This window comes from Burkholderia stabilis (genome assembly GCF_001742165.1).
Taxonomy (GTDB): Bacteria; Pseudomonadota; Gammaproteobacteria; order Burkholderiales; family Burkholderiaceae; genus Burkholderia; species Burkholderia stabilis.
In genome coordinates this window covers 3,211,573-3,236,387 of sequence record NZ_CP016443.1, presented here as the reverse complement: position 1 = coordinate 3,236,387, position 24,815 = coordinate 3,211,573, and the positions used below count along the sequence as shown (strand labels likewise).

General features: G+C 63.3%; 21 protein-coding genes and 1 tRNA gene. 3 read left to right on the top strand and 19 right to left on the bottom strand.

Annotated elements, in window-relative coordinates; genetic code table 11:
- Positions 1-76: 76 nt before the first annotated feature.
- From BBJ41_RS32340 to BBJ41_RS32275, 13 genes are all read right to left on the bottom strand, one after another.
- A complete protein-coding gene (locus BBJ41_RS32340) occupies positions 77-922 on the bottom strand; it encodes a fimbrial biogenesis chaperone (RefSeq protein ID WP_069750199.1) in 846 nt (281 codons plus the stop codon).
- A 6-nt stretch (positions 923-928) separates the two neighbouring features.
- The gene (locus BBJ41_RS32335) at positions 929-1,408 is read right to left on the bottom strand and encodes a Csu type fimbrial protein (protein WP_069750479.1); all 480 of its coding nucleotides are present in this window, start codon (positions 1,406-1,408) and stop codon (positions 929-931) included.
- Between the two features lie 117 nt (positions 1,409-1,525).
- A complete protein-coding gene (locus BBJ41_RS32330) occupies positions 1,526-2,086 on the bottom strand; it encodes a spore coat protein U domain-containing protein (protein WP_069750198.1) in 561 nt (186 codons plus the stop codon).
- A gap of 283 nt (positions 2,087-2,369) precedes the next feature.
- Positions 2,370-2,975 carry a hypothetical protein gene (locus BBJ41_RS32325; protein WP_156814917.1) on the bottom strand — a complete coding sequence of 202 codons (606 nt, stop codon included), beginning with the start codon at positions 2,973-2,975 and terminating at the stop codon, positions 2,370-2,372.
- A 45-nt stretch (positions 2,976-3,020) separates the two neighbouring features.
- Positions 3,021-3,785 carry a response regulator transcription factor gene (locus BBJ41_RS32320; protein WP_069750196.1) on the bottom strand — a complete coding sequence of 255 codons (765 nt, stop codon included), beginning with the start codon at positions 3,783-3,785 and terminating at the stop codon, positions 3,021-3,023.
- 201 nt (positions 3,786-3,986) lie between these two features.
- Complete coding sequence (locus tag BBJ41_RS32315; protein ID WP_175972595.1) at positions 3,987-5,069, bottom strand: AraC family transcriptional regulator; 1,083 nt, start codon at positions 5,067-5,069, stop codon at positions 3,987-3,989.
- Between the two features lie 973 nt (positions 5,070-6,042).
- Positions 6,043-7,074 (bottom strand): response regulator transcription factor, encoded by a 1,032-nt coding sequence (locus BBJ41_RS32310; RefSeq protein ID WP_069750195.1) that lies wholly within the window; start codon positions 7,072-7,074, stop codon positions 6,043-6,045.
- Positions 7,075-7,435: 361 nt separating this feature from the next.
- Positions 7,436-7,511, bottom strand: a tRNA-Ile gene (locus BBJ41_RS32305).
- Between the two features lie 129 nt (positions 7,512-7,640).
- Entirely contained in the window at positions 7,641-10,058 is a 2,418-nt protein-coding gene (rpoD, locus tag BBJ41_RS32300; RefSeq protein WP_083282039.1) for an RNA polymerase sigma factor RpoD, read from the bottom strand.
- An 89-nt stretch (positions 10,059-10,147) separates the two neighbouring features.
- Positions 10,148-12,022: a DNA primase gene (gene dnaG / locus BBJ41_RS32290; RefSeq protein ID WP_069750193.1), complete on the bottom strand. Its 1,875-nt coding sequence runs from the start codon at positions 12,020-12,022 to the stop codon at positions 10,148-10,150.
- Positions 12,023-12,092: 70 nt separating this feature from the next.
- Entirely contained in the window at positions 12,093-12,539 is a 447-nt protein-coding gene (locus BBJ41_RS32285) for a GatB/YqeY domain-containing protein (RefSeq protein WP_069750192.1), read from the bottom strand.
- Between the two features lie 224 nt (positions 12,540-12,763).
- Positions 12,764-12,976: a 30S ribosomal protein S21 gene (gene rpsU / locus BBJ41_RS32280; protein ID WP_069750191.1), complete on the bottom strand. Its 213-nt coding sequence runs from the start codon at positions 12,974-12,976 to the stop codon at positions 12,764-12,766.
- A gap of 103 nt (positions 12,977-13,079) precedes the next feature.
- Complete coding sequence (locus BBJ41_RS32275; protein WP_069750190.1) at positions 13,080-14,300, bottom strand: BaiN/RdsA family NAD(P)/FAD-dependent oxidoreductase; 1,221 nt, start codon at positions 14,298-14,300, stop codon at positions 13,080-13,082.
- 108 nt (positions 14,301-14,408) lie between these two features.
- Here BBJ41_RS32275 and tsaD point away from each other — a divergent pair, with 108 nt between their 5' ends.
- A complete protein-coding gene (tsaD, locus tag BBJ41_RS32270) occupies positions 14,409-15,449 on the top strand; it encodes a tRNA (adenosine(37)-N6)-threonylcarbamoyltransferase complex transferase subunit TsaD (RefSeq protein ID WP_069750189.1) in 1,041 nt (346 codons plus the stop codon).
- Between the two features lie 75 nt (positions 15,450-15,524).
- On the opposite strand, the gene folE2 is transcribed toward tsaD, so the two are convergent.
- The 4 genes from folE2 to BBJ41_RS32250 form a co-directional block, all read right to left on the bottom strand.
- Positions 15,525-16,334, bottom strand: coding sequence for a GTP cyclohydrolase FolE2 (gene folE2 / locus BBJ41_RS32265; protein ID WP_069750188.1), 810 nt, complete (start codon positions 16,332-16,334; stop codon positions 15,525-15,527).
- A gap of 156 nt (positions 16,335-16,490) precedes the next feature.
- Positions 16,491-18,395 carry a 1-deoxy-D-xylulose-5-phosphate synthase gene (dxs, locus tag BBJ41_RS32260; RefSeq protein ID WP_069750187.1) on the bottom strand — a complete coding sequence of 635 codons (1,905 nt, stop codon included), beginning with the start codon at positions 18,393-18,395 and terminating at the stop codon, positions 16,491-16,493.
- Between the two features lie 80 nt (positions 18,396-18,475).
- Positions 18,476-19,360, bottom strand: coding sequence for a polyprenyl synthetase family protein (locus BBJ41_RS32255; RefSeq protein ID WP_069750186.1), 885 nt, complete (start codon positions 19,358-19,360; stop codon positions 18,476-18,478).
- Positions 19,357-19,650, bottom strand: coding sequence for an exodeoxyribonuclease VII small subunit (locus tag BBJ41_RS32250; protein ID WP_006479428.1), 294 nt, complete (start codon positions 19,648-19,650; stop codon positions 19,357-19,359). Before BBJ41_RS32250 ends, BBJ41_RS32255 begins: the two co-directional genes overlap by 4 nt.
- A 271-nt stretch (positions 19,651-19,921) precedes the next feature.
- On the opposite strand from BBJ41_RS32250, the gene BBJ41_RS32245 reads away from it, so the two are divergent.
- On the top strand, positions 19,922-21,028 hold the full coding sequence (locus BBJ41_RS32245) for an aromatic ring-hydroxylating oxygenase subunit alpha (protein WP_069750185.1): 1,107 nt from the start codon (positions 19,922-19,924) through the stop codon (positions 21,026-21,028).
- Positions 21,029-21,145: 117 nt separating this feature from the next.
- Positions 21,146-22,015, top strand: a complete 870-nt coding sequence (locus BBJ41_RS32240) for a sulfurtransferase (protein WP_069750184.1) — start codon at positions 21,146-21,148, stop codon at positions 22,013-22,015.
- 51 nt (positions 22,016-22,066) lie between these two features.
- Here BBJ41_RS32240 and BBJ41_RS32235 read toward each other — a convergent pair whose 3' ends face one another.
- Both BBJ41_RS32235 and BBJ41_RS32230 read right to left on the bottom strand, forming a co-directional pair.
- On the bottom strand, positions 22,067-22,942 hold the full coding sequence (locus BBJ41_RS32235) for a dienelactone hydrolase family protein (RefSeq protein ID WP_069750183.1): 876 nt from the start codon (positions 22,940-22,942) through the stop codon (positions 22,067-22,069).
- Positions 22,943-23,368: 426 nt separating this feature from the next.
- Positions 23,369-24,703, bottom strand: a complete 1,335-nt coding sequence (locus tag BBJ41_RS32230; RefSeq protein ID WP_069750182.1) for an NAD(P)/FAD-dependent oxidoreductase — start codon at positions 24,701-24,703, stop codon at positions 23,369-23,371.
- Positions 24,704-24,815: the final 112 nt, after the last annotated feature.

Here is a 24,815-nt window from a genome sequence, read left to right as displayed (position 1 = left end):
GTGTTATCTGCTCGAATATCTCGCACCGGCCCCCCGTCGAGTATCGTTGATTGTCCGTTCCGAGCGACCTGTGAAACTACGGATGCATGTCGGCGCTATCCGGATGCATTTCGACACCTGTCTTGCCGTTGACCGTGGCAACCAGATTCGACTGCATGGCGAGCTTCAGGTCCTGCGGCAACGGCCAGCGCATCTGCGCACCGGGCAGCACGTAGCCCAGCAGTCCCTTCTCGATCTCGGTGCGCCGATCGTCCGACTCGAACGCAATCTGCGTGATGCGCGCATGCACGACGCCACGATTCACCACGACGAGCCAGCGCTTGCCGTCCTCGTGGGTGATATGCCAGCCGAGCAGCGGCACCGAAGCCGTGGCCGGGTCGCGGCGCTTGTCCGGATCTTCCTTGGTCCATATGCCGTTCCCGTACACGAACAGCGGTATCGAGTAATGCATCTGGAACCGTACGCCGAGCGACGCAGCGCTGCCCTTCTCACGGGAATCCTCCGCCTGCGGAATCTCGTCGATGAGCACCCGATACGCCTCCTCGGTTCCGGGTGCGGCATCGACCAGTTTCGTCAACCGGATCAGTTGCCGCTTGCCGGGCAGTACCGTCGCCATCGGCGGGCTGCTCACGATGCGACGCTGATTCTCCGCATGAAACTCCTTCCAGTCGGCCTCACGCCACGCGAGCACGCGGATCTGCAACGTGACCGGCTTGACGTCCTGATTCTCGAGCCACAAGGCGCTCGCCCGCTGGTCGCTCTCGATCACCGGATCGATCGGCCAGATCATCACTGACGTGGCCGCGTGCGCGGCGCTTGCGCATGCGATCGTCATCGACACCGCCATTGCGGTCATGGTCGTGCATCGCATCGTGCGTCCCGGTCGACCGGTCGCAATCGGATCGTTCATAGCGGATTTCATCCTGACTCAGTAACTGACCGTGACCTGGGCGGTATCCGTGTACGTGCCGGCTGGCGCAGTACCGCCTGGCAGACTGAGCGAGCCGTAGATCGGCAAGCTCGCGACGCCCGACACCGGTATCGATACCGGCTGCCCGATGTTGAGCGTTTGTGTGTGGGCGGCATCCGCGTAGAGCCGGTAACCGATGAGCGTTTGGCCCGGTCCCTGCAGATTCCGCTGCGTATTGCCCGAAGAAGGATTGAGCCCGCCGTCGACGGCAATCTTCAGCGTCGTACCCGACGAACACTGGATCTGCAGCACACTGCCGGTCGTCACCGTATTGACCTGCCCGACCGACACCGCGGGATAGGTGCCGAAATCCAGCAGCCCGAAATCGAGGCCGGTTCCGCCGCCCGACACGCCACACCCCGACACGATCTGCGCGCTGACCGTGAAGGCCTTCGTGGTCGGTATCGGCGTATCCGCGATGCCGGTAGCCGGAAACATGAATGCACTCGACAGAAGGGCACAAGCGTTGCGGAGCCACATAGCGATCCCGTCGGGAGATAGGCGTCTTGCGGCACCGTCGGGCACCGCAAGACGGGAGAGGATTGGCGAGCGCGCTTACCAGCCGACCGTCACGTTCAGCACGTCGGTATATGTGCCGGCCGCGAGGGCGGACGTGCTCGTCTTGTTCACGACGCCGTAGATCGGCAGCGCGAGCGCCGTGCCCGCCGTCAGCGGAACGGTTTGGGCGGTGCTTGCGACGTATTGATTCTTGAACGCGCTATCCGAATAGACTTCGTACGGCACATAAGACGTGCCGTTCGCCAACGCGCGCGTGCCCGTACCGACGGCGGCGCCCTTCCCCGCGTTCTTGCCGCCGTCCACCGTGACTTTGACCGAGGTCACATCGGGCGAACAGGTGATCTGTGTCGTGCTCGTCCCGGTCCCGGTCGTTTGCGCATTCAACGATCCGGTAAATCCGCTCGGCTGGGTGCCGAAGTTGAGCGAACCGAAATTGGTGGTCGTACTGACCGAGCCGCTGCCCGCATTGATCGCGCAACCGCTGGTCAGCACGAGCTGCGCATTGACGGTACCGTTGATCGGATTGGATTGCGCGTGCACGAGCCCGCCAGTCATGGCAAGCAAAACGGCAAGCAGAGCACTTGAACGAGCCTTCATGGTTTTCCCCGGTTGAGTTGATAACTGCAAGGTTGACAACTGGAAGCACGACGTTCGCCCGCGTCGCCGCCAATCAGGCAAGCGGGCCGATTCAGTCAACGCTCAAATGAAACCCCGAACCACGCGAGTTCCGTCGGCATGAATTTCTGGAATACATGCAGATTTATAAAACCTGCTTCGCAATACGAATTAATTGACCGGCAGCATCGAACATGATGTTTGCTTGATCATCGCTTTACCGATTTCAGGCTTCTTCCGTTCAATCGATTCGGGCTCGATTAAATCACCCAAATCGATGGCGAGAAAGAGTGCGGCCGGACATCAGCGGCGTAGTTCCGGACACCGATATTCCGCCGGTATCCGACACGATGTTCGGCACCGCCTTGCATCGCATGCCGGACACCGGGTGCTCCTCCGCTTGGCAAAGCATCCTCCACGCGATCAGCGCGACTTCGGCGTCACGTATCGGAATGGCAAATCGATCCTCGCCTTCGGTAGCAGGTTGATCAGCTTCGCAAATGCCGTCACGGAATACACTCTCGACATCAAGGTCCGTCTTGCCGTCGGCCACATCCGAAAAATTCGCGAAGTAGCTCCTGGATTGCTTCAGCACCCGTTGATATTTGAAAAGCGATTCGCACTCGAAAGTGGGCGCGCCCAGGAAGTGGCAGGCTGATGCGACAGCACTGCCGCCATCTTTGGAAAGGCTACTCGCGGCAGCATCGCTGCCCGGCGTGTCATCACCGCCGCAGGCAGTCAACGTCAGACTCGCGATCAGCACCAGGCCGAACGTCTTTCGTGAACGATAGAACGTGGAATTTTCAGATCGATGTGGATGGGTATTCGCCTGTTCGCTGCCCGGATCCTGTCCTGGCTCGCGCTCAAACAACGACGCAATACGCCTTTTCCTGCAACCGACCTCTATCGGGAATTCTTACAACGTGCTCAATTCCAGTTCAACCTCATCGCATTCACGTGATAGCCGGCTTCCACTTGAAATCAACTCAAGCCGATACCCATACCCTCTGACCGCCGCGAGCAGGTAGCCGTTTTCCGGCGTCAGGCCGAGCTTCCTTTTCAGATTCGAGACGTGTGTCCGTATCTTCCCGCTCGCCTCTCCGGTCGAAACACCCCAAGTCGCTTCCTCGAGATAGCTCAACGAAATGGGCCCACCCAAATTCCGGAAAAGCGAAAGAGAAAGATGGAACTCCATCACGTTGACCGGGATGTCCGTTCTCTGCCGCCGGACCTTCTTGCTGAGCAGATCGAATTCGTACGCCCCGTGAATTTCTCTGCAAGGACGCCCTGTTCTCGTCTTTGCGCGCCTCACAAGCGCATCGACATACGACAGAAAAACGGGGCGCGACGCGGTGGTGGCAATATAGGCATCGGCACCCGCATCCAGCATCGACACGACCTTCCATTTCGTCACGTCCGACGTGACGAAAATAATCGGCGTTCTTTCGAGCATGCCATTTCTCCGGCGAAGCAGGATTCGCCCCGATACGGAATCCAGATCTTCGAATCGCGTCACAAGGATGCTTAAATCAGCATGATCCGCGTAATTCCAAATATCCCTGAAACTTCGAAAAAATACGCAATCGTAGTCGGACTCTCTCAAATTCTTCACAATCCACGATTCGATTTCTGAATCCTTGGATAGAATTGCCGCCCTCTTCTTCGGCATCGTCAAGCTCACGCGACCACCTCTTCTCGTCGTCGACACTTCAATTCAGCGCGCACGCCAGATCGATCGAAAATCGATCGATTCCGCGTCCATTTATCCGATTTCACGACCGCGATGATCCGCGCGCATGCGGGATCACACCTCGCGCCACAGCAACATGCCGATCATAAGAACCGTCGAGCGAGTGCATCGCCCACTTCGACTCGCCTGGCGCTATACGACGCCGGCATCTCGCCGAAAATCACTTGGGCTGCGTCCGGTCCACCGGCGAAATGCATGTCTGAAGCTCGACGTATCCGCATATCCGAGCTTTTCGGCAATGTCGTCCATCCGCAAACGCTTATCCAGCAACAGGCGCTTGGCTCTTTTGTGCCGCACGGTATCCAGGACCTCGCGATAGCTGCAGCCTTCATCGGTCAGCCGCCGGCGCAGCGTTCGCTCGTTGATGCCAAGACGCCTGGCGACATCGCTGCTGTCCGGATACTGATCGGGAAGCGATTCGAGCAACTGGAGAATGCGCTCCCGATATCCGCACACTTCCCGCGAGAGCATCGTATCGAGCACCTCTCCACTTATCGCAATGGCTGCCTGGAAAACCGCCTGGTTTGCACTCGGTATCTCCTGTTCGAAGCAGTCGCCCGGCAACGTGAAAACAATCCCCCGACCGCCGAATCGCACCGGTACACCGAAATGCGCTTCATACGGCCCCGGATCGTCGATCGACGCAGGAAGCCGCAAGCGAATCAACCCGATCTTGCCGAGCAACAAGTTCCTGGTCATCGCATATGACGCCGCGGCAACCAGGTTGGCATTGAAAAGCCTCAACTCCGCGGGCAAATCCAGGCTATCGTGCAAATCGATGCTGACATCGACAGTATCGGCACCGGACACCTCGACACGCACGCCCCGAATATCCGGATTGAGCGGCAGCATGTACGTCCTGACGACCTGAAGCGCCTCTCCAAAATTGGCCGCGGTCTTGATCGCCAATCCGACAACGCCGTAGTCGGAAAGCCGATAGTGCTCGCCGATACGCAGCGCCTCCCGCGGAGACATGCTGTTCCGGGCGATCCAGTCGTAAAGCAACTCGCTGGGCAAGCGGTTCGTCGAGCGGGCATCTCTCCACAAATCGGGAATCGCGACACCTTTCTCCTTCAGATAATTGACCAAGGGCCGCCATTCGATGTCCAATCCGATGGCGTCGACGCGATCCATGCGCCCTTTCATTCGGTTCCCGTGCTCTATGCAATGACGCCGTTCGCCCGGCATTTCGTCTTTCATTTGCTCGTCGTCCATCGTGTATCTGTCGTACGCCGAGTTCATCGCGCCCCTCAGTGACGCGGATCAACACATGCTTCCCCACGAAATCGATGCCCGACGCCACCTTCCGGACATCACAAACCACGGCGCTGTCACAACACCGTCACTCACGACCGATGCTTTCCTTGTCGCTTGATAATTCGTTATCCATATTTTTATGATCAGCAGATTATGTCGTGCCGAAACGACTATCCTCCCGACCCAAAAAGAAAGGCCGACAAGCAACAATTCAAGAACTGCCATGAATCGCGCGCAACCATCACGCAATCGATCACCCGCCAATCGGCGCACGACAGCATTGATGACGCGATGAACCCCGGTCCCTGTTGTTCCAACCCAAAGAAATCGCCGGAAACACAGGCTTGCCAGGTCGGCACAATCAGCCGGTTGCTCTACGATTACTGCTGCCTACTCGTCGGGCACCTTCATTTCCCGACGCGTATGTATCGCTTGTTCAATGTAAAAAATTAAAACATTCGGTCCGAAACCGGGGAAGCGTAACAGCGGCCAATGAGCAGGTTTTTTCGGACAAGGTAATGCCGTCATCATCGCGTCGAGCAACGTGGTCTGCATCGCTGATGCAGCGCTGGCGAGCGGGCAGTATCCGGCCGCCGGCCGGGCGCGCTACCCGTGAACCACTTTCGAATCGAAATCATTCTCCCATGGCACGATCGACACTCGATACTCTGCAAATGCAGACGTACGCCCGGACGACCGCCCGTCGTGACGATCCGAGAAATGGTCCGCTCGGGCGTCGCGGCGGACCGATGACGACCCAACCGTCGCCGGACACATCAACGACATTTGCCGACGAAGGATTTGGGCACACAAGAGTCAACGGAGAAATGGGCCATGACCGACGATCACCCTCGCGTCGGGCGACGCGTCGCGACAGGAGTCAGCGGTTTCAAACGGGTCGACGAGATGTAAATGCCGGAGGCTGCCGCAATCAGGATGGCTGGACGCCCTCACCCCGGCCATCTGTCGCATCCGGAACGAGCACCTTGCCGAGTTGGATTTTGTTGTTCACCCCGAGGTGCGCATAGATGCGTTGCAGATAGGTTCTGACCGTTGCAGGGGACAGGCCGATCGCGCGTGAAATTTCCTTGTATGAGCGACCGGCGGCAAACAGATGCGCAATCGCCCTCTCCTTGGGTGACAGGACGAACCCGTGCCCGTCCTGTGCGAGGGATACATGCAGGTAGCTTCCGAAATAGCCGATCTCGACCGTTCTCCCTCCCAGGCGCGTACGACAAGGCGCGTCGCTGAAGAGCTGAACGAGATCGTGTGGCAGCGTCCCGCCGCTCCACCCTGGCCAGTTCACGGAGATGAACTCGCACAGCCCTCCGCCGATGCCGACAATTCTTCCGTCCTTGTCCGCGATCCCGCTCAAATGCACGCTTTCTGCGGCCGGGACAGAAAGCATGCGGTGAAGATTCTCTCGCCATATCTCGAGCGTGTATCTCATTAGCTGACCGAAATATGCCATCTCGATGTCATCGAACGGTCGCGCACCTTGTCCTCGGTACAACGTGCAAAAGAAATGATTCCTTGTGAACGACTCACTCAGCAGTATCGATACGCCATGAGCCAGATCGTAATCCCGGCAATAGTCCTGGACTTCCTTTGTTTTTCCCGGAGCGCCGTAGTTTTCGTCCGTGGAAAAGGCGCAAACCTCGCCGATACGGCTTTCGACTTCTTTCGCGAATGTGTCCTGCGCCGAAATGGGAAGCCACCTTGCCTCGAAGTCTGCTGGGAGCGCTATTAATTCCTTCTTGTAGACCGTCGGTGTGACTTCATTGCACCCACGACCGACCAGCCCCCACCACGCGGAACGGGAGGATATTGATTGACTGACAAGTGCAACCGCGGAGCCGATGAAGGAAGGGGCGGGAAGTTCGCACGAAAGCGCGTGGACCCGCAAAAAAACGTCTCCGAGGAAATTGATCGAATCAACCGATTCGCTCCGACTTGCCTGCATCACGTATTTCCTAACGAGAAGAATTCAAACGGAATGAATGCAAACGTCGCATCGACGTACGGAAAGCCGGCATGGAGCATTGAGTTGTTGCTGGAGGAACGGCTTGGGGCCAACGCATCGGCTTGATGGAGCCAGTGTCCGGTTGGGCGGAGCCAGTTGGTCGAGTTCGTGAGATTACCGACAGTCGTCGATCTTAAACGATAGGACCGGCCGGCGTGATGCCACACCGGCATGGCCTGATGCCTGAGAGGCATACCGGCTGCCTACGAATCCACCCGGACACCCTGAAAAACAAAAAACCCGCGAAGCCTTGCGGCATCGCGGGTTTCGAAACTTCCTCGAATAACGTTGGAAGCAAATCTGGTGGGCCCGGCGGGGTTCGAACCCGCGACCAATCGATTATGAGTCGACTGCTCTAACCGCTGAGCTACAAGCCCTGATGAGAAGCGAAGCGTGCTACACGCAGCCCCGGCAAAGAAGCCGGGCCGGCATTGTAACAACAAAGGAGACAAACGCCACCGGTATCGCGCGGATACCGGCGGCGTTCGCAGGAGAGACGCTGGAAATCAGTTCCCTTCGAGGAACGACTTCAGCTTGTCGGAACGGCTCGGGTGACGCAGCTTGCGCAGCGCCTTGGCCTCGATCTGACGGATCCGCTCGCGCGTGACGTCGAACTGCTTGCCGACTTCCTCGAGCGTGTGATCGGTGCTCATCTCGATACCGAAGCGCATCCGCAGCACCTTCGCCTCACGCGGCGTCAGCGAATCGAGCACGTCCTTCACGACGTCGCGCATGCTGGCATGCAGCGCGGCATCTGCCGGCGCGACCGTGTTGGTGTCCTCGATGAAGTCGCCGAGATGGGAATCGTCGTCGTCACCGATCGGCGTTTCCATCGAGATCGGCTCCTTCGCGATCTTCATGATCTTGCGGATCTTGTCTTCCGGCATTTCCATCTTCTCGGCGAGCGTTGCCGGATCCGGCTCGAGACCGGTTTCCTGCAGGATCTGCCGCGAGATGCGGTTCATCTTGTTGATCGTTTCGATCATGTGAACCGGAATACGGATCGTGCGCGCCTGGTCAGCGATCGAGCGCGTGATGGCCTGACGGATCCACCACGTCGCATAGGTCGAGAACTTGTAGCCGCGACGGTATTCGAACTTGTCCACCGCCTTCATCAGGCCGATGTTGCCTTCCTGGATCAGGTCGAGGAACTGCAGACCACGGTTCGTGTACTTCTTCGCGATCGAGATCACGAGACGCAGGTTGGCCTCGGTCATCTCGCGCTTCGCCTGGCGTGCCTTCAGTTCGCCGGCCGCCATCTGGCGGTTGGTTTCCTTCAGGTCCTTCAGCGGCAGCACGACGCGCGCCTGCAGGTCGAGCAGGCGCTGCTGCTGTTCGCGGATCGCCGGAACGTTACGCGACAGCACCGCGCTGTACGAATGGCCTTCGGCCGTGATCTTCTCGGCCCAGTCGAGATCCGTCTCGCTGCCCGGGAAGCGCGCGATGAATTCCGAACGCGGCATGCCGCACTTGTCGACGACGGTGTGCAGGATCTGGCGCTCGACCTGACGCACTTCGTCCACCTGCGCACGCAGCGTGTCGCACAGGCGCTCGACGGTACGCGCGGTGAAGCGGATCGTCATCAGTTCGGCTTGGATCGTTTCCTGCGCCTTCAGGTAGGCCTTCGACTTGTAGCCTTCCTTTTCGAACGCGCGGCGCATCTTGTCGAACCACTCGCTGATCTGCGAGAACTTGTCGAGCGATGCACGCTTGAGGGCTTCGAGCTGGGCGGCGTTGGCCGATGCTTGCGCGGCACCGTCGTCCTCCTCTTCTTCCTCTTCTTCCTCTTCCTCTTCGGCTTCCTCGTCCTCGTTCTCGATGGCTTCCGCTTCCTTCGCGGAGAAGCCGTCGGTATCGGCGGAATCCGATGCGTTCGGATCGAGCAGGCCGTCGACGAGTTCGTCGACGCGGATCTCTTCGTTCGCGACGCGCTCCGCCATCGCGAGGATGTCGGCAATCGTCGTCGGGCACGCGGAAATCGCCATCACCATGTGGCGCAGGCCGTCCTCGATCCGCTTCGCGATCTCGATTTCGCCTTCGCGCGTGAGCAGCTCGACCGTGCCCATTTCACGCATGTACATCCGAACCGGATCGGTCGTGCGGCCGAATTCCGAATCGACGGTGGACAGCGCGACTTCCGCTTCCTCTTCGACTTCATCGTCCGACGACGCGGCCGGCGCGTTGTCGTTCAGGAGCAGCGTTTCCGCGTCCGGCGCCTGCTCGTAAACCGCCACGCCCATGTCGTTGAACGTGCCGATGATGCCTTCGAGGGCTTCGGTCTCGGTGAAGTTGTCCGGCAGGTGGTCGTTGATTTCGGCGTACGTAAGGAAGCCGCGCTCCTTGCCGAGCTTGATCAGCGCGCGCAGCTTCACGCGGCGCTCTTCGAGCTCCTCGGCCGTGCCCGGCGTGCTCGTCGCGAACGCTTCCTTCAGCAGCGCCTTTTCCTTGGCGCGACGATCGCGCACCTTGGATTTGCCCGGTGCAGCCGCGGCTGCGGGCTGCTCGTCGCTCTGATTTGCGTCGTCTTCGACGGATACTTCGTTCAGCTTTTTGGTCATGGAGTTCGCCGTACCGGCTATATCGACTCGCGGCTGCTGGACGACAGCCGGTTGAACCGTGGGTGCATGAGTAGTACGTACTGCCGTTTCGTCCGCGTCGGCAGTCGTGTCCCTTGCGCTTTTCGCACTTGCCCGCTTCGCCGCCGGCTTGGCCGGCCCGGAGTCGGGTCTGGCGGCAGCCCGTGTTCTGGCTGCCGGCGCCGGCGCAGCCTGAGCGGTGCCGGCCGCGGTTTTCTTTCCTGCAGTGGCTGACGAGGCTGAAGACGTTGTCCTGGTGGAAGAAGCAGACTTGGCCGCTGTGACCTTCTTGGTCGGCTCCGTCGAGCCCTTGCCTGTTGCTTTCTTTCCGCCTGTCGTCTTTGCCATCGCGATTCTCGCCTCTGCTTAGAAAACAAACCGCTGGAAACCTTATATTATAGCACGCTGGGGAGCCCTCTCTAAGCTCCCCCGGCCGCCTACAGCCCGAGCCGACGCTTCATGTCGGTTCGCTGCTGGTTCAATTCCGTCAATTCGGCCAGTTCCTCGGGTGTGAAGGTGGATTGCCGCGCCAGCCTGTCAAGCCTGTCGCAGCAGGCGTCATAGCGCATCTTGAGCACCGCCGCCTGCAGCTCCTCCCCCGCGATCCGCTCCTGCTCACGCTGCCGCTCGGGCACCGTCTCGTCTTCCGGATTCTGTAACAGCAAATCGCGGACGTTTTCATCATAGTCCAGAATTTCGCGGAAGATTTCCTCGTAAGTCGCCCCGTTCGAGGACGTCCGCAGGACGTCCGACAGCAGCCGGAACTCCGCGCCGTCGCCCAGCGCACGCGCGTGGTCGACCACCTCCGCGAACAGCTCGCCGATGCGCGGCAACGCTCGCAGGGTCGCAATCTGTTCGTCGTCGAGCTGCGACGCGATGCGCGGATGCATCACCAGCGTTCGCAACGCGCGCTTTTCGCTGTCCGTCACGCGGCGGCGCTCGCTGCGCGCCGGAGCCTGGCGCGGCGGCGCCGCGATCCGCGTATCGACGTCGGACAGCCCCGCGACCTCTTCGAACGGGATGTCGAGACGGTCCGCGAACATGTGCATGATCTGCGCGCGCAACGCGTTCGCGGGCAGCGCCTGCAGCAGCGGCTTCGCATCGAACAGCGCCTTCGCGCGGCCTTCCGGCTGATCGAGCGCCTTGCCGGCAATGGCTTCGTTCAGCAGAAATTGCGACAGCGGCATCGCGCGCTCGACCTGGTCGGAGAACGCATCGGCGCCAAATTCGCGTACATAGCTGTCCGGATCATGCTCGGTCGGCAGAAAAAGGAACCGGATCGTACGGTTGTCCGCCGCATGCGGCAGACATGCCTCGAGCGCTCGCCGGGCCGCACGCCGCCCCGCCGAGTCGCCGTCGAAACTGAAAATGACCGTGTCGGTCTGGCGCAGCAGCTTCTGCACGTGAATCGGCGTACATGCGGTGCCGAGCGTCGCGACCGCGTTCGGGAACCCCAGCTGCGCGAGCGCGACGACGTCCATGTAGCCCTCGACGACCAGCACGTACTTGCGCTCGCGAATGGCGAGCCGCGCCTCGAACAGGCCGTACAGTTCGCTGCCCTTGTTGAACAGCGGCGTCTCGGGCGAGTTCAGGTACTTCGGCTCGCCGCTGCCGAGCACGCGGCCGCCGAAGCCGATCACCTGCCCCTTCACGTTGCGGATCGGGAACATGATCCGCTCGCGGAACCGGTCGTAGCGGCGCGCGGCGCCCTGCGCATCGGTTTTCTCGCTGACGATCACAAGCCCCGACTCGACGAGCGACTCGTCGCGGTAGTCCGGGAACGCGGCTTCGAGATTCTGCCAGCCGTCCGGCGCATAACCGAGCCCGAAGCGCGCGGCGATCTCGCCGGTCAGGCCCCGGTTCTTCAGGTACTGGATCGCGACGGTCGCGCCGCGCAGCTGCTTGCGGTAGTAATCGCACGCGGCAGTCATCGCGTCGGACAACGCGGTCGCGACTGATTTCGACACGGGCGCCGGATAGTCACCGCCACCGCCTCCTCCACCGCCGCCGCGCATCGACGGCTCGTGCGGCACGGTCAGCCCGACGGACTGCGCGAGTTCCTGCACGGCTTCCGGGAACGTGAGCCCCGCATGCTCCATCAGGAAGCCAATCGCCGTGCCGTGCGCGCCGCAGCCGAAGCAGTGATAGAACTGCTTGGTCGGGCTGACGGTAAACGACGGGCTTTTCTCGTTGTGGAACGGGCACAGCCCCATGAAATTGGCGCCGCCCTTCTTGAGCTGCACGTACCGGCCCACCACGTCGACGATATCGACGCGGTTCAGCAAATCCTGCAGGAACGAGTGCGGAATCACCGTGGGATCGAGCGAAAAAAGACAATACGATGCCCGGCGCGCGCATCGCTGCGCGCACCGGGAACAGGTTTTACTTCGTGAGTGCGGCCTTGACCTGCGCGGAAACGGCCGTCATGTCGGCGCGGCCGGCGAGCTTGCCCTTCAGCACGCCCATCACCTTGCCCATGTCCTGCGGGCCGGCTGCGCCGGTTTGCGCGACCGCGGCCTGGACTTCGGCAGCCACTTCGGCGTCCGACAGCTGCGCGGGCATGTAGCCGCCCAGCACGACCAGCTCGGCCTGCTCCTTCGCGACGAGGTCGTCGCGGTTGGCGGCCTGGAACTGGCTGATCGAATCCTTGCGCTGCTTGATCATCTTGTCGATCACGGCCGTGATGCCCGCGTCGTCGAGCGTGACCCGATCATCGACCTCACGCTGCTTGATCGCGGCCATCAGCAGGCGAATCGTCGCCAGACGCTCGCTGTCCTTCGCGCGCATCGCGGCCTTCATGTCTTCGCTGATCTGCTCTTTCAAACTCATCTTTCACCCGGGATGGAAACGTGAATCTGACGCCCGTGACCGGACGTCAACACAAAAACCCGCTTGGGACAGTGTCTCAAGCGGGTTGCTCGAATCCGGCATCGGCGACTCGCCGCCCGACCGGCCGCCTGACTGGCTGCGCGATCGCGCTCGATTGTCCGGGATCGCGCCCGATTGGAGTCGCCGGTGCGCCGCCCGGCAAACCGCGCGGCGCCCAATCTCGTTCAGTACAGCTTCTTCGGCAACGTCTGGCTGCGGATACGCTTGTAGTGACGCTTCACCGCTGCAGACTTCTTCCGCTTGCGCTCCGCAGTCGGCTTCTCGTAAAACTCGCGCGCACGAAGTTCGGTCAACAGACCGTTCTTTTCGATCGTGCGCTTGAAGCGACGCATTGCAACTTCGAACGGCTCGTTCTCTTTAACGCGAATGATCGTCATGATCCGACACGAATAAAGGTTTGCAGGGAAAGACTACCGAGTATAGCAGAGCACCGCACAAAGACACGAGGGCCTGGTCCCGTCAAAAGGCTTGCCCGGCACGTCAGGCGCCGCGCGAATACTCCGCTGCGGCCTGCCCGGCTGCCGTGCCGGACGCCCACGCCCACTGGAAGTTGTAGCCGCCGAGCCAGCCCGTCACGTCCACGGCCTCGCCGACGAAGAACAGCCCCGGCACCCGCGCGCTCATCATCGTCGCCGACGACAACTCCCGCGTATCGACCCCGCCCTTGGTCACTTCGGCCTTCTTGTAGCCCTCGGTACCATTCGGGGTCAGCGTCCAGCCGGCGAGCGCCTCGCCGATCTGGCGCAGCGTCTTGTCGGGCAAGTCGGCGAGCCGCGCGTCGGCCGCGACACGATGCGTGTCGAGCCATGCGTGCGCGAGGCGCGACGGCACCCAGTCCGCGAGCAGCGAACCGACCTGGCGCTTCGACGTGCGCTTCGCGTCGAGCAGGTCGGCCACCGTGTCGCGCTGCGGCAGCAGGTCGACACGGATCGGGTCGCCGGGCTGCCAGTAGCTCGAGATCTGCAGGATGCCGGGCCCGGACAGGCCGCGATGGGTCAACAGCAGATCCTCGACGAATTCGCCGCCGCGCTTCTTGTCGCCGGTGGACACACGCACCTCGAGCGACACGCCGGACAACGCCGCGAACGGCTCCCAGTCCTGCTGCGCGAACGTGAGCGGCACCAGCGCGGGCCGCGTATCGATGAGCTTGTGGCCGAACTGCTTCGCGAGCCGGTAGCCGAAGTCGGTCGCGCCGATCTTCGGGATCGACAGGCCGCCGGTCGCGACGATCAGCGCGCGCGCGCCGATCTGCCCCGCCTGCTGCGTATCGAGCATGAAGCCATCGGCCGGCGCGTGGCGCACCGCGTCGACGACGACGGGCCGGCGCCACGCGATGCCGCCTGCGTCGCACTCGTGCTTCAGCACGTCGATGACCGCGTCGCTGCCGTGATCACAAAAAAGCTGGCCCTTGTGCTTTTCGTGCCAGGTCACGTGATGGCGTTTGAGCAACCCGAGAAAGTCGCGCGGCGTATAACGCGCCAGCGCCGAGCGTGCGAAATGCGGATTGGCCGACAGGTAGTTGTCGGGGCCCGCGTACAGGTTCGTGAAGTTGCAGCGGCCGCCGCCCGAGATACGGATTTTCTCGGCGAGCCGCGGCGCGTGATCGATCAGCACGACGCGGCGGCCGAGTTGCCCGGCGACCGCGGCGCTCATCATCCCGGCGGCACCCGCGCCGATCACGGCGATGTCATAAGTTTCCATGGCGCGGATTGTACCCGCCCGGAATCCGGCCCGCCCTCGCCTGCTATACTTTCCTGTTACGTTGACCTTCCTGCGGCGCGCCCGATACGGCGCGCCCCGCCCGCACCCATGCTCGTTCTCGGCATCGAAAGCTCCTGTGACGAAACCGGCCTCGCGCTCTACGACACGCAGCGCGGCCTGCTCGCGCACGCGCTCCATTCGCAGATCGCGATGCACCGCGACTACGGCGGCGTCGTGCCCGAGCTCGCATCGCGCGACCACATCCGCCGCGCGCTGCCGCTGCTCGAGGAAGTGATGACGCAAAGCGGCACGCACCGCGACGACATCGACGCGATCGCGTTCACGCAAGGCCCTGGCCTCGCCGGCGCGCTGCTGGTCGGCGCGAGCATCGCGAATGCACTCGCGCTCGCATGGAACAAGCCGACCGTCGGCATTCATCACCTCGAAGGCCACTTGCTGTCACCGCTGCTCGTCGCCGAGCCGCCGCCGTTCCCGTTCGTCGCGCTGCTGGTTTCCGGTGGCCATACGCAACTGATGCGCGTGACCGACGTCGGCGTGTACGAAACGCTCGGCGAAACGCTCGACGACGCGGCCGGCGAAGCGTTCGACAAGACGGCGAAGCTGATCTGCCTCGGATACCCGGGCGGCCCGGAAGTATCGAAGCTCGCCGAAACAGGCACGCCTGGCGCGGTCGTGCTGCCGCGCCCGATGCTGCATTCCGGCGACCTCGACTTCAGCTTCAGCGGCCTGAAGACGGCCGTGCTCACGCAGATGAAGAAGTTCGAAGCGGCGAAGCTGTCGGGCGACGCGCTCGAACGCGCGAAAGCTGACCTCGCGCGCGGCTTCGTCGACGCAGCCGTCGACGTGCTCGTCGCGAAATCGCTCGCCGCGCTGAAAAAGACGAAGCTCAAGCGCCTCGTGGTTGCAGGCGGCGTCGGCGCGAACCGCCAGTTGCGCGCGGCACTGTCGGCGGCCGCGGCCAAGCGCGGCTTCGACGTGCATTACCCCGACCTCGCGCTCTGCACCGACAACGGCGCGATGATCGCGCTCGCGGGCGCGCTGCGGCTCGGCCGCTGGCCCGAGCAGGCGAATGCCGACTACGCATTCACGGTGAAGCCGCGCTGGGATCTCGCTTCGCTCGCACGCTGAGCCGCGCAAAGCAAACGCAAAAAAGGCCACTCAAACGAGCGGCCTTTTTCGTCAGCGCGACAAAACGACGCAGCGTTATGCAGCCTGCCGCTTGTCGCGTTCGATCAACGCATACGCGCTGTGATTGTGGATCGACTCGAAGTTCTCGGCTTCGAGCACGTACGCGATCACGCGTTCGTCCGCATCGAGACGCTGCGCGACGTCGCGCACGAGATCCTCGACGAACTTCGGGTTCTCGTATGCACGCTCGGTCACGAACTTCTCGTCCGGACGCTTCAGCAGGCCCCACAGCTCGCACGACGCCTCTTCCTCCGCGATGCGGATCAGCGCCTCGACCGGCAGGTCGGCCGCGAGCTCGGCATCGATCGTCACGTGCGAGCGCTGGTTGTGCGCGCCGTACTGCGAGATCTTCTTCGAGCACGGGCACAGGCTCGTCACCGGCACGAGCACCTTCAGGAACAGGCGCGTGTCGCCGTTGCGGCTTTCGCCCGCGAGCGTCACTTCATAGTCGAGCAGGCTCTGCACGCCCGACACCGGTGCGGTCTTGTTCACGAAGTACGGGAACGTGACCTCGATGCGGCCGGCCTCGGCTTCCAACTTCTCGAGCATCGACGCGAGCATCGCGCGGAAGCGCTCGACCGTCAGCGGCGCACGGTTCTCTTCGAGCAGCGCGACGAAGCGCGACATGTGCGTGCCCTTCTGGTCAGCCGGCAGGCGGACGTCGAGGTTCCAGACGCCGACGGTCGGCTGCACGTCGCCGCTTTCGGTACACACCGTCAACGGATGCCGGACCGCCTTCACGCCCACGCGCTGAATCGGAATCTGGCGGGTATCCACCGTGCTCTGCACGTCGGGCATCACGAAGGCGGGATTCATCTGGTTCATCTCTTGTTCAATCCTTGTAAGCCGCGCGTCCGACGACGCGCACGCCGCATCTTGCGGCAGCCGGAAAAGCAACATGGGCCCGCAGGCCCATGTTTTCCGCATCAATGAAGACCGGTTGCGCCAGTCGCACCAGCGCCGCCCGCGGGTAGCGCCAGCTTATGCGACGCGCTTTGCCTGACCGGCGACATCGGCCGCCGGGCTCAGGAAGCGTTCGCGAATCGATTTCGCGATACCCGCGCCGTCGAGGCCGCATTGCGACAGCAGCTTCGCGGGGTCGCCGTGATCGATGAACAGGTCAGGGAGGCCCAATTGTAGTACGGGTCGGATAACCCCACTCTCCATCAGGGCTTCCACGCAGGCCGAGCCCGCACCGCCCATCACGCAACCTTCCTCGACCGTGACGAGGTAGTCGTGCGTCTCGGCGAGTTCGCGCACGAGCGCAGCGTCGACCGGCTTCACGAAGCGCATGTTCGCGACGGTTGCATCGAGCTCTTCGCCTGCGACGAGCGACGGTGCGACCATCGTGCCGAATGCGAGGATCGCGACGCGCTTGCCTTCCGGCTGCGCCGTGCGGCGGCGCACCTCACCCTTGCCGAGCGGAATCTCGGTGAGTTCCTTCACCGTCTGCACGCCCGTGCCCGCGCCGCGCGGATAGCGCACCGCCGTCGGGTTCGGCTGTTGCAGCGCCGTGTGCAGCATCTGGCGGCATTCGTTCTCGTCGGATGCGGCCATGATCGTCATGTTCGGGATGCAGCGCATGAACGCGAGATCGTACGCACCCGCGTGCGTCGCGCCGTCCGCGCCGACGAGGCCCGCGCGGTCGATCGCGAACACGACCGGCAGGTTCTGCAGCGCGACGTCGTGAATCAGCTGATCGTACGCACGCTGCAGGAACGTCGAGTAGATCGCGACGACCGGCTTGAGCCCTTCGGTCGCGAGGCCGCCCGCGAACGTCACCGCGTGCTGCTCGGCGATGCCGACGTCGTAGTAGCGATCCTTGAAGCGCTTCTCGAACTCGACCATGCCCGAGCCTTCGCGCATCGCGGGCGTGATGCCGACGACACGCGAATCGCGCTCGGCTTCATCGCACAGCCACTCGCCGAACACCTGCGTGTACGTCTTTTTCGCGGGCGTGGGCGACGGCTTGATGCCTTCGGCCGGATTGAACTTGCCGGGGCCGTGATAGAGCACGGGATCGGCTTCGGCGAGCTTGTAGCCCTGGCCTTTCTTCGTCACCACGTGCAGGAACTGCGGGCCGCGCAGTTCGCGGATGTTCTGCAGCGTCGGGATCAGCGAATCGAGATCGTGACCGTCGATCGGGCCGATGTAGTTGAAGCCGAACTCTTCGAACAGCGTGGCCGGCACGACCATGCCCTTCGCATGCTCCTCGAGCTTGCGCGCGAGTTCGAGCACCGGCGGTGCAACACTCAGCACGCGCTCGACGCCCGCGCGCGCGGCCGCATAGAAGCGGCCCGACATCAGGCGTGCGAGATGGCGATTCAGCGCGCCGACCGGCGGCGAAATCGACATGTCGTTGTCGTTCAGGATCACGAGCACTTTCGCATCTTCCGACACGCCCGCGTTGTTCATCGCTTCGAATGCCATGCCGGCCGTCATCGCGCCGTCGCCGATCACGGCGATCGAGAAGCGGTCGTCACCGTTCAGCTGGCTGCCGATCGCCATGCCGAGCGCGGCGGAGATCGACGTGCTCGAGTGCGCGGTGCCGAACGTGTCGTATTCCGACTCCGAACGGCGCGGGAAACCCGAGATGCCATCCTGCTGGCGCAGCGAATGCATCTGGTCGCGGCGGCCCGTCAGGATCTTGTGCGGGTAGGTCTGGTGACCCACGTCCCAGACGATGCGATCGTTCGGCGTGTTGAACACGTAGTGCAACGCGATCGTCAGCTCGACCGTCCCGAGGTTGGACGACAAATGGCCGCCCGTCTTCGACACGCTGTCGAGCACGAACGCGCGCAGTTCATCCGCGAGCGGTTGCAGTTGGCGACGATCGAGGCGGCGCAAATCCGCCGGGTCGTCGATGGTTTTCAGCAAGTCGTACATCGTCGTTCCATTGTAGGAAATCAAACGCGCCCGCATTCTATTGCACGCACGTAGCGTGTGCGCGGCGGCGGGCTTTCGCGTCAGCTGACCCGGTTCACCACCAGGTCGGCAAGTTCGGCGAGACGCTGTGCGCGTGCGCCGAACGGTTTCAGCGCGTCGTGCGCTTCGGCGCGCAGTTGCGCGGCGAGTTCGCGCGACGCCTCGAGGCCGAGGATCGATACGTAGGTCGGCTTGTCGTTCGCCGCATCCTTGCCGGCCGTCTTGCCGAGCGTCGCCGAATCGGTCGTGACGTCGAGAATATCGTCGACGACCTGGAAGGCCAGACCCACGGCCCCCGCATAGACATCGAGCGCGGCCATCGTTTCCGCCGAAGGCGTCTCGCCAGCCAGCGCGCCCATCCGCACGGCCGCGCGCAGCAATGCGCCCGTCTTCATCCGGTGCATCGTCTCGAGCTGTTCGCGCGTCAGCTTGAGGCCGACGCTCGCCAGGTCGATCGCCTGGCCGCCGGCCATGCCGATCGAGCCGCTCGCGAGCGCAAGCTCGCGCACGAGCGCCGCCTGTTGTACCGGCGACAGCGCATCGGCATCGGTCAGCGCGACGAACGCCTGCGACTGCAGCGCATCGCCGACCAGCAGCGCCGTCGGCTCGTCGTACTGCACGTGCACGGTCGGCTTGCCGCGCCGCAGCGCGTCGTCGTCCATGCACGGCATGTCGTCGTGCACGAGCGAGTAGACGTGGATCATCTCCAGCGCCGCCGCCGCTGCATTGCGCGCCGCTTCCGTCGCGCCGGTCAGCTCGCCGGCTGCATGGCACAGCAGCGGGCGAACGCGTTTGCCGCCGCCGAGGACCGCATAGCGCATCGCCTCGTGGAGTTGCGCGGGCATCGCGGTTTCTGCGGGCAGGTAGTAACCGAGTGCGTCCTCGACACGGTCAAGCACGGACCGCATCCATTGTTCGAATGTCATAGATCGTCGTCTTCGCCGTCCGTGGCGGCCGTTCCGGACGAAAGCGGCTTCAGCGTCGCGCCGTCGAGCACGCGAACCTGCTGTTCCACTTTCTCAAGCTGCTGTTGGCAAAACGCAACGAGGGTCGCACCGCGGCGGTAGGCCGCCAGTGAATCCTCGAGGCTCAACGCGCCGCCTTCCATCCGGGCAACCAGCGTCTCGAGTTCCGCGAGCGCCATCTCATAATTGTCCGGCAACGGTTCGGTGCCATTGCCGGGCGGCGTGGCGCCTGGGGATGCGGTTTTCGCCATGGACGAGGGTGTCAAATTTCAAAACAAGTCGGACATTCTACGGCAAAAGAGAATTCTCCGATCTGCCGACTTGGGCCGCCTCGCACATATTCCGGCCCCATCTCCGATACACAGTGTGCGCCTCCCGATTGTCGCCCGACAAAAAATTGACACAAATCAGGCACTTAATCCTAGCCTTGCGAGGCGAACCGGGTATAATTCCCCGTTTCCCTAAATCGATTTTTCGATGGTTGGGTTGTTCACTGCTTTCACGCTAACACCGGGAGTGGGAATGTCCAATCTGAGCGATGCGCTTCAGTTGAAGTCGGCTCACAGCCAGCTTCCAGTCACTGCATACTTCGATGAGGCGCTCCTCGAGCGCGAGATCGAAACCCTCTTCAAGAAAGGACCTCGTTACGTCGGGCACGAGTTGATGGTGCCCGAGGCGGGGGATTATTTTGCGCTGCCGTCCGAGAAGGAAGGCCGCGTGCTGGTCCGCAACCCGGCGAACCAGATCGAACTGCTGTCGAACGTCTGCCGCCACCGGCAGGCGATCATGCTCAACGGGCGCGGCCACACGCAGAACATCGTGTGCCCGCTGCACCGCTGGACCTACGATCTGGAAGGCCAGTTGCTCGGCGCACCGCACTTCCCCGACAAACCCTGCCTGAACCTCGGCAAAAGCCCGCTGCAGAACTGGCAGGGGCTGCTGTTCGAGGCCGAAGGCCGGAACGTCGCACGCGACCTCGCCAATCTCGGCACCAGGCATCACTTCGATTTCTCCGAGTACCACTTCGATCACGTCGAAGTGCACGAGTGCGATTACAACTGGAAGACGTTCATCGAGGTCTACCTCGAGGACTATCACGTCGTCCCGTTCCATCCGGGCCTGGGCAGCTTCGTGTCGTGCGACGACCTCAAGTGGGAGTTCGGCGACTGGTACAGCGTGCAAACGGTCGGCGTGCACAACGCCCTCGCGAAACCAGGCAGCGCGACCTACCAGAAATGGCACGAGCAGGTGCTGAAGTTCCGCAACGGCGTGCCGCCGGAGTTCGGCGCGATCTGGATGGTCTACTACCCGGGCCTGATGATCGAGTGGTATCCGCACGTGCTCGTCGTGTCGTGGCTGATTCCGCGTGGCCCGCAGAAGACGACCAACATCGTCGAGTTCTATTACCCCGAGGAAATCGCGCTGTTCGAACGCGAATTCGTCGAAGCCGAGCGCGCCGCCTATATGGAAACGGCCGTCGAGGACGACGAGATCGCAATGCGGATGGATGCAGGCCGCCGTGCGCTGATGGCACGCGGCGAGTCGCAGGTCGGCCCGTACCAGAGCCCGATGGAAGACGGCATGCAGCACTTCCACGAGTTCCTGCGCCGCCACCTCGGCGACCTCTGACAGCCGGTGCGACGCTTTGACGCCGCACCGCATCCGGCAGACGAAAAGACGGGCTTCGGCCCGTCTTTTTTTGTTTAGACTTGGAATGTCAGGCCATTCGCACTCCAGGGAGCCGTCATGCCACACACTCACTACACCACGCTCATTTCCGCCGCCAACCTCGCCGAGCGCCTGGCCGCGGCGCCCGGTAGCGTCGCGCTGTTCGACTGCCGTTTCGATCTCGTCGATCCCGGCGCGGGCGAAGCCGCCTATGCAGCCGGCCACATCCCCGGCGCGCAGTATCTCCACCTCGACCGAGACCTGTCCGGCCGCAAGACGGGCACCAACGGCCGCCATCCGCTGCCGACCCGCGATGCGCTCGCCACGCTGCTCGCAAGCCATGGCCTCAAGCAGGGCCAGCAGGTCGTCGCGTACGACGCGCAAGGCGGCGCCTACGCGGCGCGCCTGTGGTGGCTGCTGCGCTGGCTCGGCCACGATTCGGTCGCCGTGCTCGACGGCGGCCTGCAGGCCTGGGAAGCAGCCGGCCACCCGCTGACGACCGACGTGCCGCAGCCGGCCGCCGGTGACTTCCGCGCAGGCGCACCGCTCGAATCGACGGTCGATGCGGCCGCCGTGCTCGCGAACGTCAAGTCGCCCACGCGCGTCGTGATCGATGCACGCGCGCCCGACCGCTACCGCGGCGAAAACGAAACGATCGATCGTGTGGGCGGCCACATCCCCGGCGCACGCAACCGGTTCTTCAAGGACAACCTGACCGCCGACGGCCGCTTCAAGACCGGCCATGAACTGCGCGAGACGTTCTCCACCCTGCTGGCGGGCATCGAGCCGAACCGCGTGATCCTGCAATGCGGCTCCGGCGTCACCGCATGCCACAACGCGCTCGCGCTGGAGATTGCCGGGCTGCACGGCGCATCGCTGTATCCGGGCTCGTGGAGCGAATGGAGCGCCGATCCGTCGCGGCCGATCGCGACCGGCCCTACGCCGTAAGCGCCGGCGCGGTGAAGTAACGAAGCGGCGGCAGGTGCCGCCGCTTGCCGTTTACAGCACGCCGTACTTGTGGAACCACTCGATCGAGCGCTTCCACCCGTCCTCGGCATCGCCCTTGACATAGCTCGGCCGGTAATCGGCGAAGAACGCGTGGCCGGCATCCGGATACACGACGATCTCGGATGCGCGCGCAAGCTTCGAATCGCTCGTCTGGATCGCCTTGCGCATGTCCGCGAGCGACGCCTGCGTGATGTTCTTGTCCTTCTCGCCGTACAGCCCGAGCACGGGCACTTTCAACTGCGATGCGTGATCGACCGGATTGAACGGCGTCATCTCGTCGGCCTTGCCCTCGACGAACCCGTACCACGCGACGGCTGCACGCACGTGCGGATTGTGCTCGGCATACAGCCACGCCTGGCGGCCGCCCCAGCAGAACCCGGTCACGCCGAGACGCGTCAGGTCGCCGCCGTTCTTGCCGGCCCACGCGACGGTCGCATCGATATCCTCCGTCACCTGCCGGTCGGGCACCTTGCTGATGATGTTCTCGTCAAGCTCCTTGATCGTCGGATACTTCGCCGCGTTGCCCTGACGCGCGAACAGGTCCGGCGCGATCGCAAGGTAGCCGAGCTTCGCGAAGCGGCGGCAGACGTCGGCGATATGCGCATGCACACCGAAGATCTCGTGGATCACGATGATGACCGGCAGGTTCGTCTTGTCGACCGGCTGCGCGCGATAGGCCGGCACGCTCGCATCGCCCGAACGGATTTCGATGGTGTCGACGTCCAGCCCGGCGCTGTCGGTCGTGACCGTCTGGGCCGACACGGGCAGCACGGCCGCCGCGAAGGTGCCGCCCAGCGCGGCCTGCATGAACTTGCGGCGCGTGAACGGAACGTGGGGGACCAGGCTGTCGACTTCGGGTTTCAACATGAATGCACTCCTCGATTGGGTGCCGCCGTCACGATCACGGACGCGACATGACGGGGCATCGCGCCGGTGCCCGGCGCGGATGTCGCGGCGATTGGCACTTCGCCGCAAGCGGAAACCCGGACAAGATGCCCAATAATCCGTTGTCGCGTCAACTGTCAGATGTGTAAGACTCAATTACGACGAATCGATCCAGCCACGTCGATCGTGGCGCCGATGCGCGCCGGCGGCCCGCCGTGTCGAGGTATAGCGGGCGTGTATCGATCGCCGTTGCGCGACCGAATGCTTGCGAACCGAAAAGAAAACGCGCGGACAGTATCGCCCGGCAAGCACACGCACGCCCGCGCGATTGACCGCAAAAACAACGGGCGGGGAGCCCGCACGACACGCGCACTCCCCGCCCGCTCCCCGCGCGAACACGCAATCAGGTCAGTGCAGCTTGACGCGCGGCAGCGTCGTGCGCCGCAGCCAGTGCGCGACCGTGTCGAGCATCATCCGCGGATAGCCATGCAGCGCCGCGATGTGCAGCCGGTACAGCGACATGTACATGAAGCGCGCGAACAGCCCTTCGATCAGCATGTTGCCGCCGATCAGCCCGCCCATCAGGTTGCCGACCGCGCTGAAGTGGCCGAGCGACACGAGCGAACCGAAATCGCGATACGTGAACTCGGGCAGCGGACGCCCTTCGAGCCGGCAACCGATCGCCTTCAGCAGGAAACTCGCCTGCTGGTGCGCGGCCTGCGCGCGCGGCGGCACGTTGCGTTCGTTGCCGGGCCACACGCATGCCGCGCAATCGCCGAGCGCGAACACGTTGTCGTCGGTGAAGGTCTGCAGCGTGCGGCGCACGTCGAGCTGGCCGAGCTTGTTGACCTGAAGGCCGTCGAGATGCGAGAGCACGGCCGGCGCCTTGATGCCGGCCGCCCAGACCGTCAGGTCCGCGCGCACCGCCTTGCCGCTCGCGGTATGCACGAGCCCCGGCGCGACTTCGGTCACGCGCTCGCCGAGCATCAGCCGCACGCCGAGCTTTTCGAGCAGTTCGGCCGTCGCCGCCGACACGCGCTCCTGCAGCGCCGGCAGAATCCGCGGCCCCGACTCGATCAGCACGATGCCGACATCGTGGCGCGGGTCGAGCTTGTGCAGCCCGTACACGGACAGCACTTGCGCGGTGTTGCGCAGTTCCGCGGACAACTCGACACCCGTCGCGCCGCCGCCGACGATCACGACCTGGATGCGCGGCTCGGCCGCTTCGTCCGGCACGGGCTGCGCCGGCGCCTGGTGCTCCGCGCGCATGCACGCGGCGATCAGCCGCTTGCGGAAGCGCTCGGCCTCGCCGACCGTATCGAGCGCAATCGCATTTTCCGGCGCGCCCTGCACGCCGAAGAAGTGCGTCGTGCTGCCGATCGCGATCACGAGCGTGTCGTATTCCAGCTCGCGCTCCGGCAGCAGTTCCTCGCCGTCGCTGTCGTTGAGCGGCGACAGCGTGACGCGCTTCGCCGCGCGGTCGAGCCCGGTCAGTTCGCCCTGCTGGAACTCGAAGCCATGCCAACGCGCCTGCGCCGCATATTCGAGCTCCTGCGTGAACGGGTCCATGCTGCCGGCCGCAACCTCGTGCAGCAGCGGTTTCCAGATGTGCGTCGGATTGCGGTCGACGAGCGTGACAAGCGCACGCGCGGGACGATTACCGCGCGCGCCGTAACGGTCGCCGAGCCGCGTCGCCAGTTCCAGGCCGCCCGCGCCTCCGCCTACGATGATGATCCGATGCATCTGATTCCCCCTTTGCGATTCGAAACTGCTGCCGCCGGACGCCGCGAACGCGATGCATTCGCACCACCCGGTGGATTAACCGGTTCGGACATCATCGATGTGCAGTTCGAAG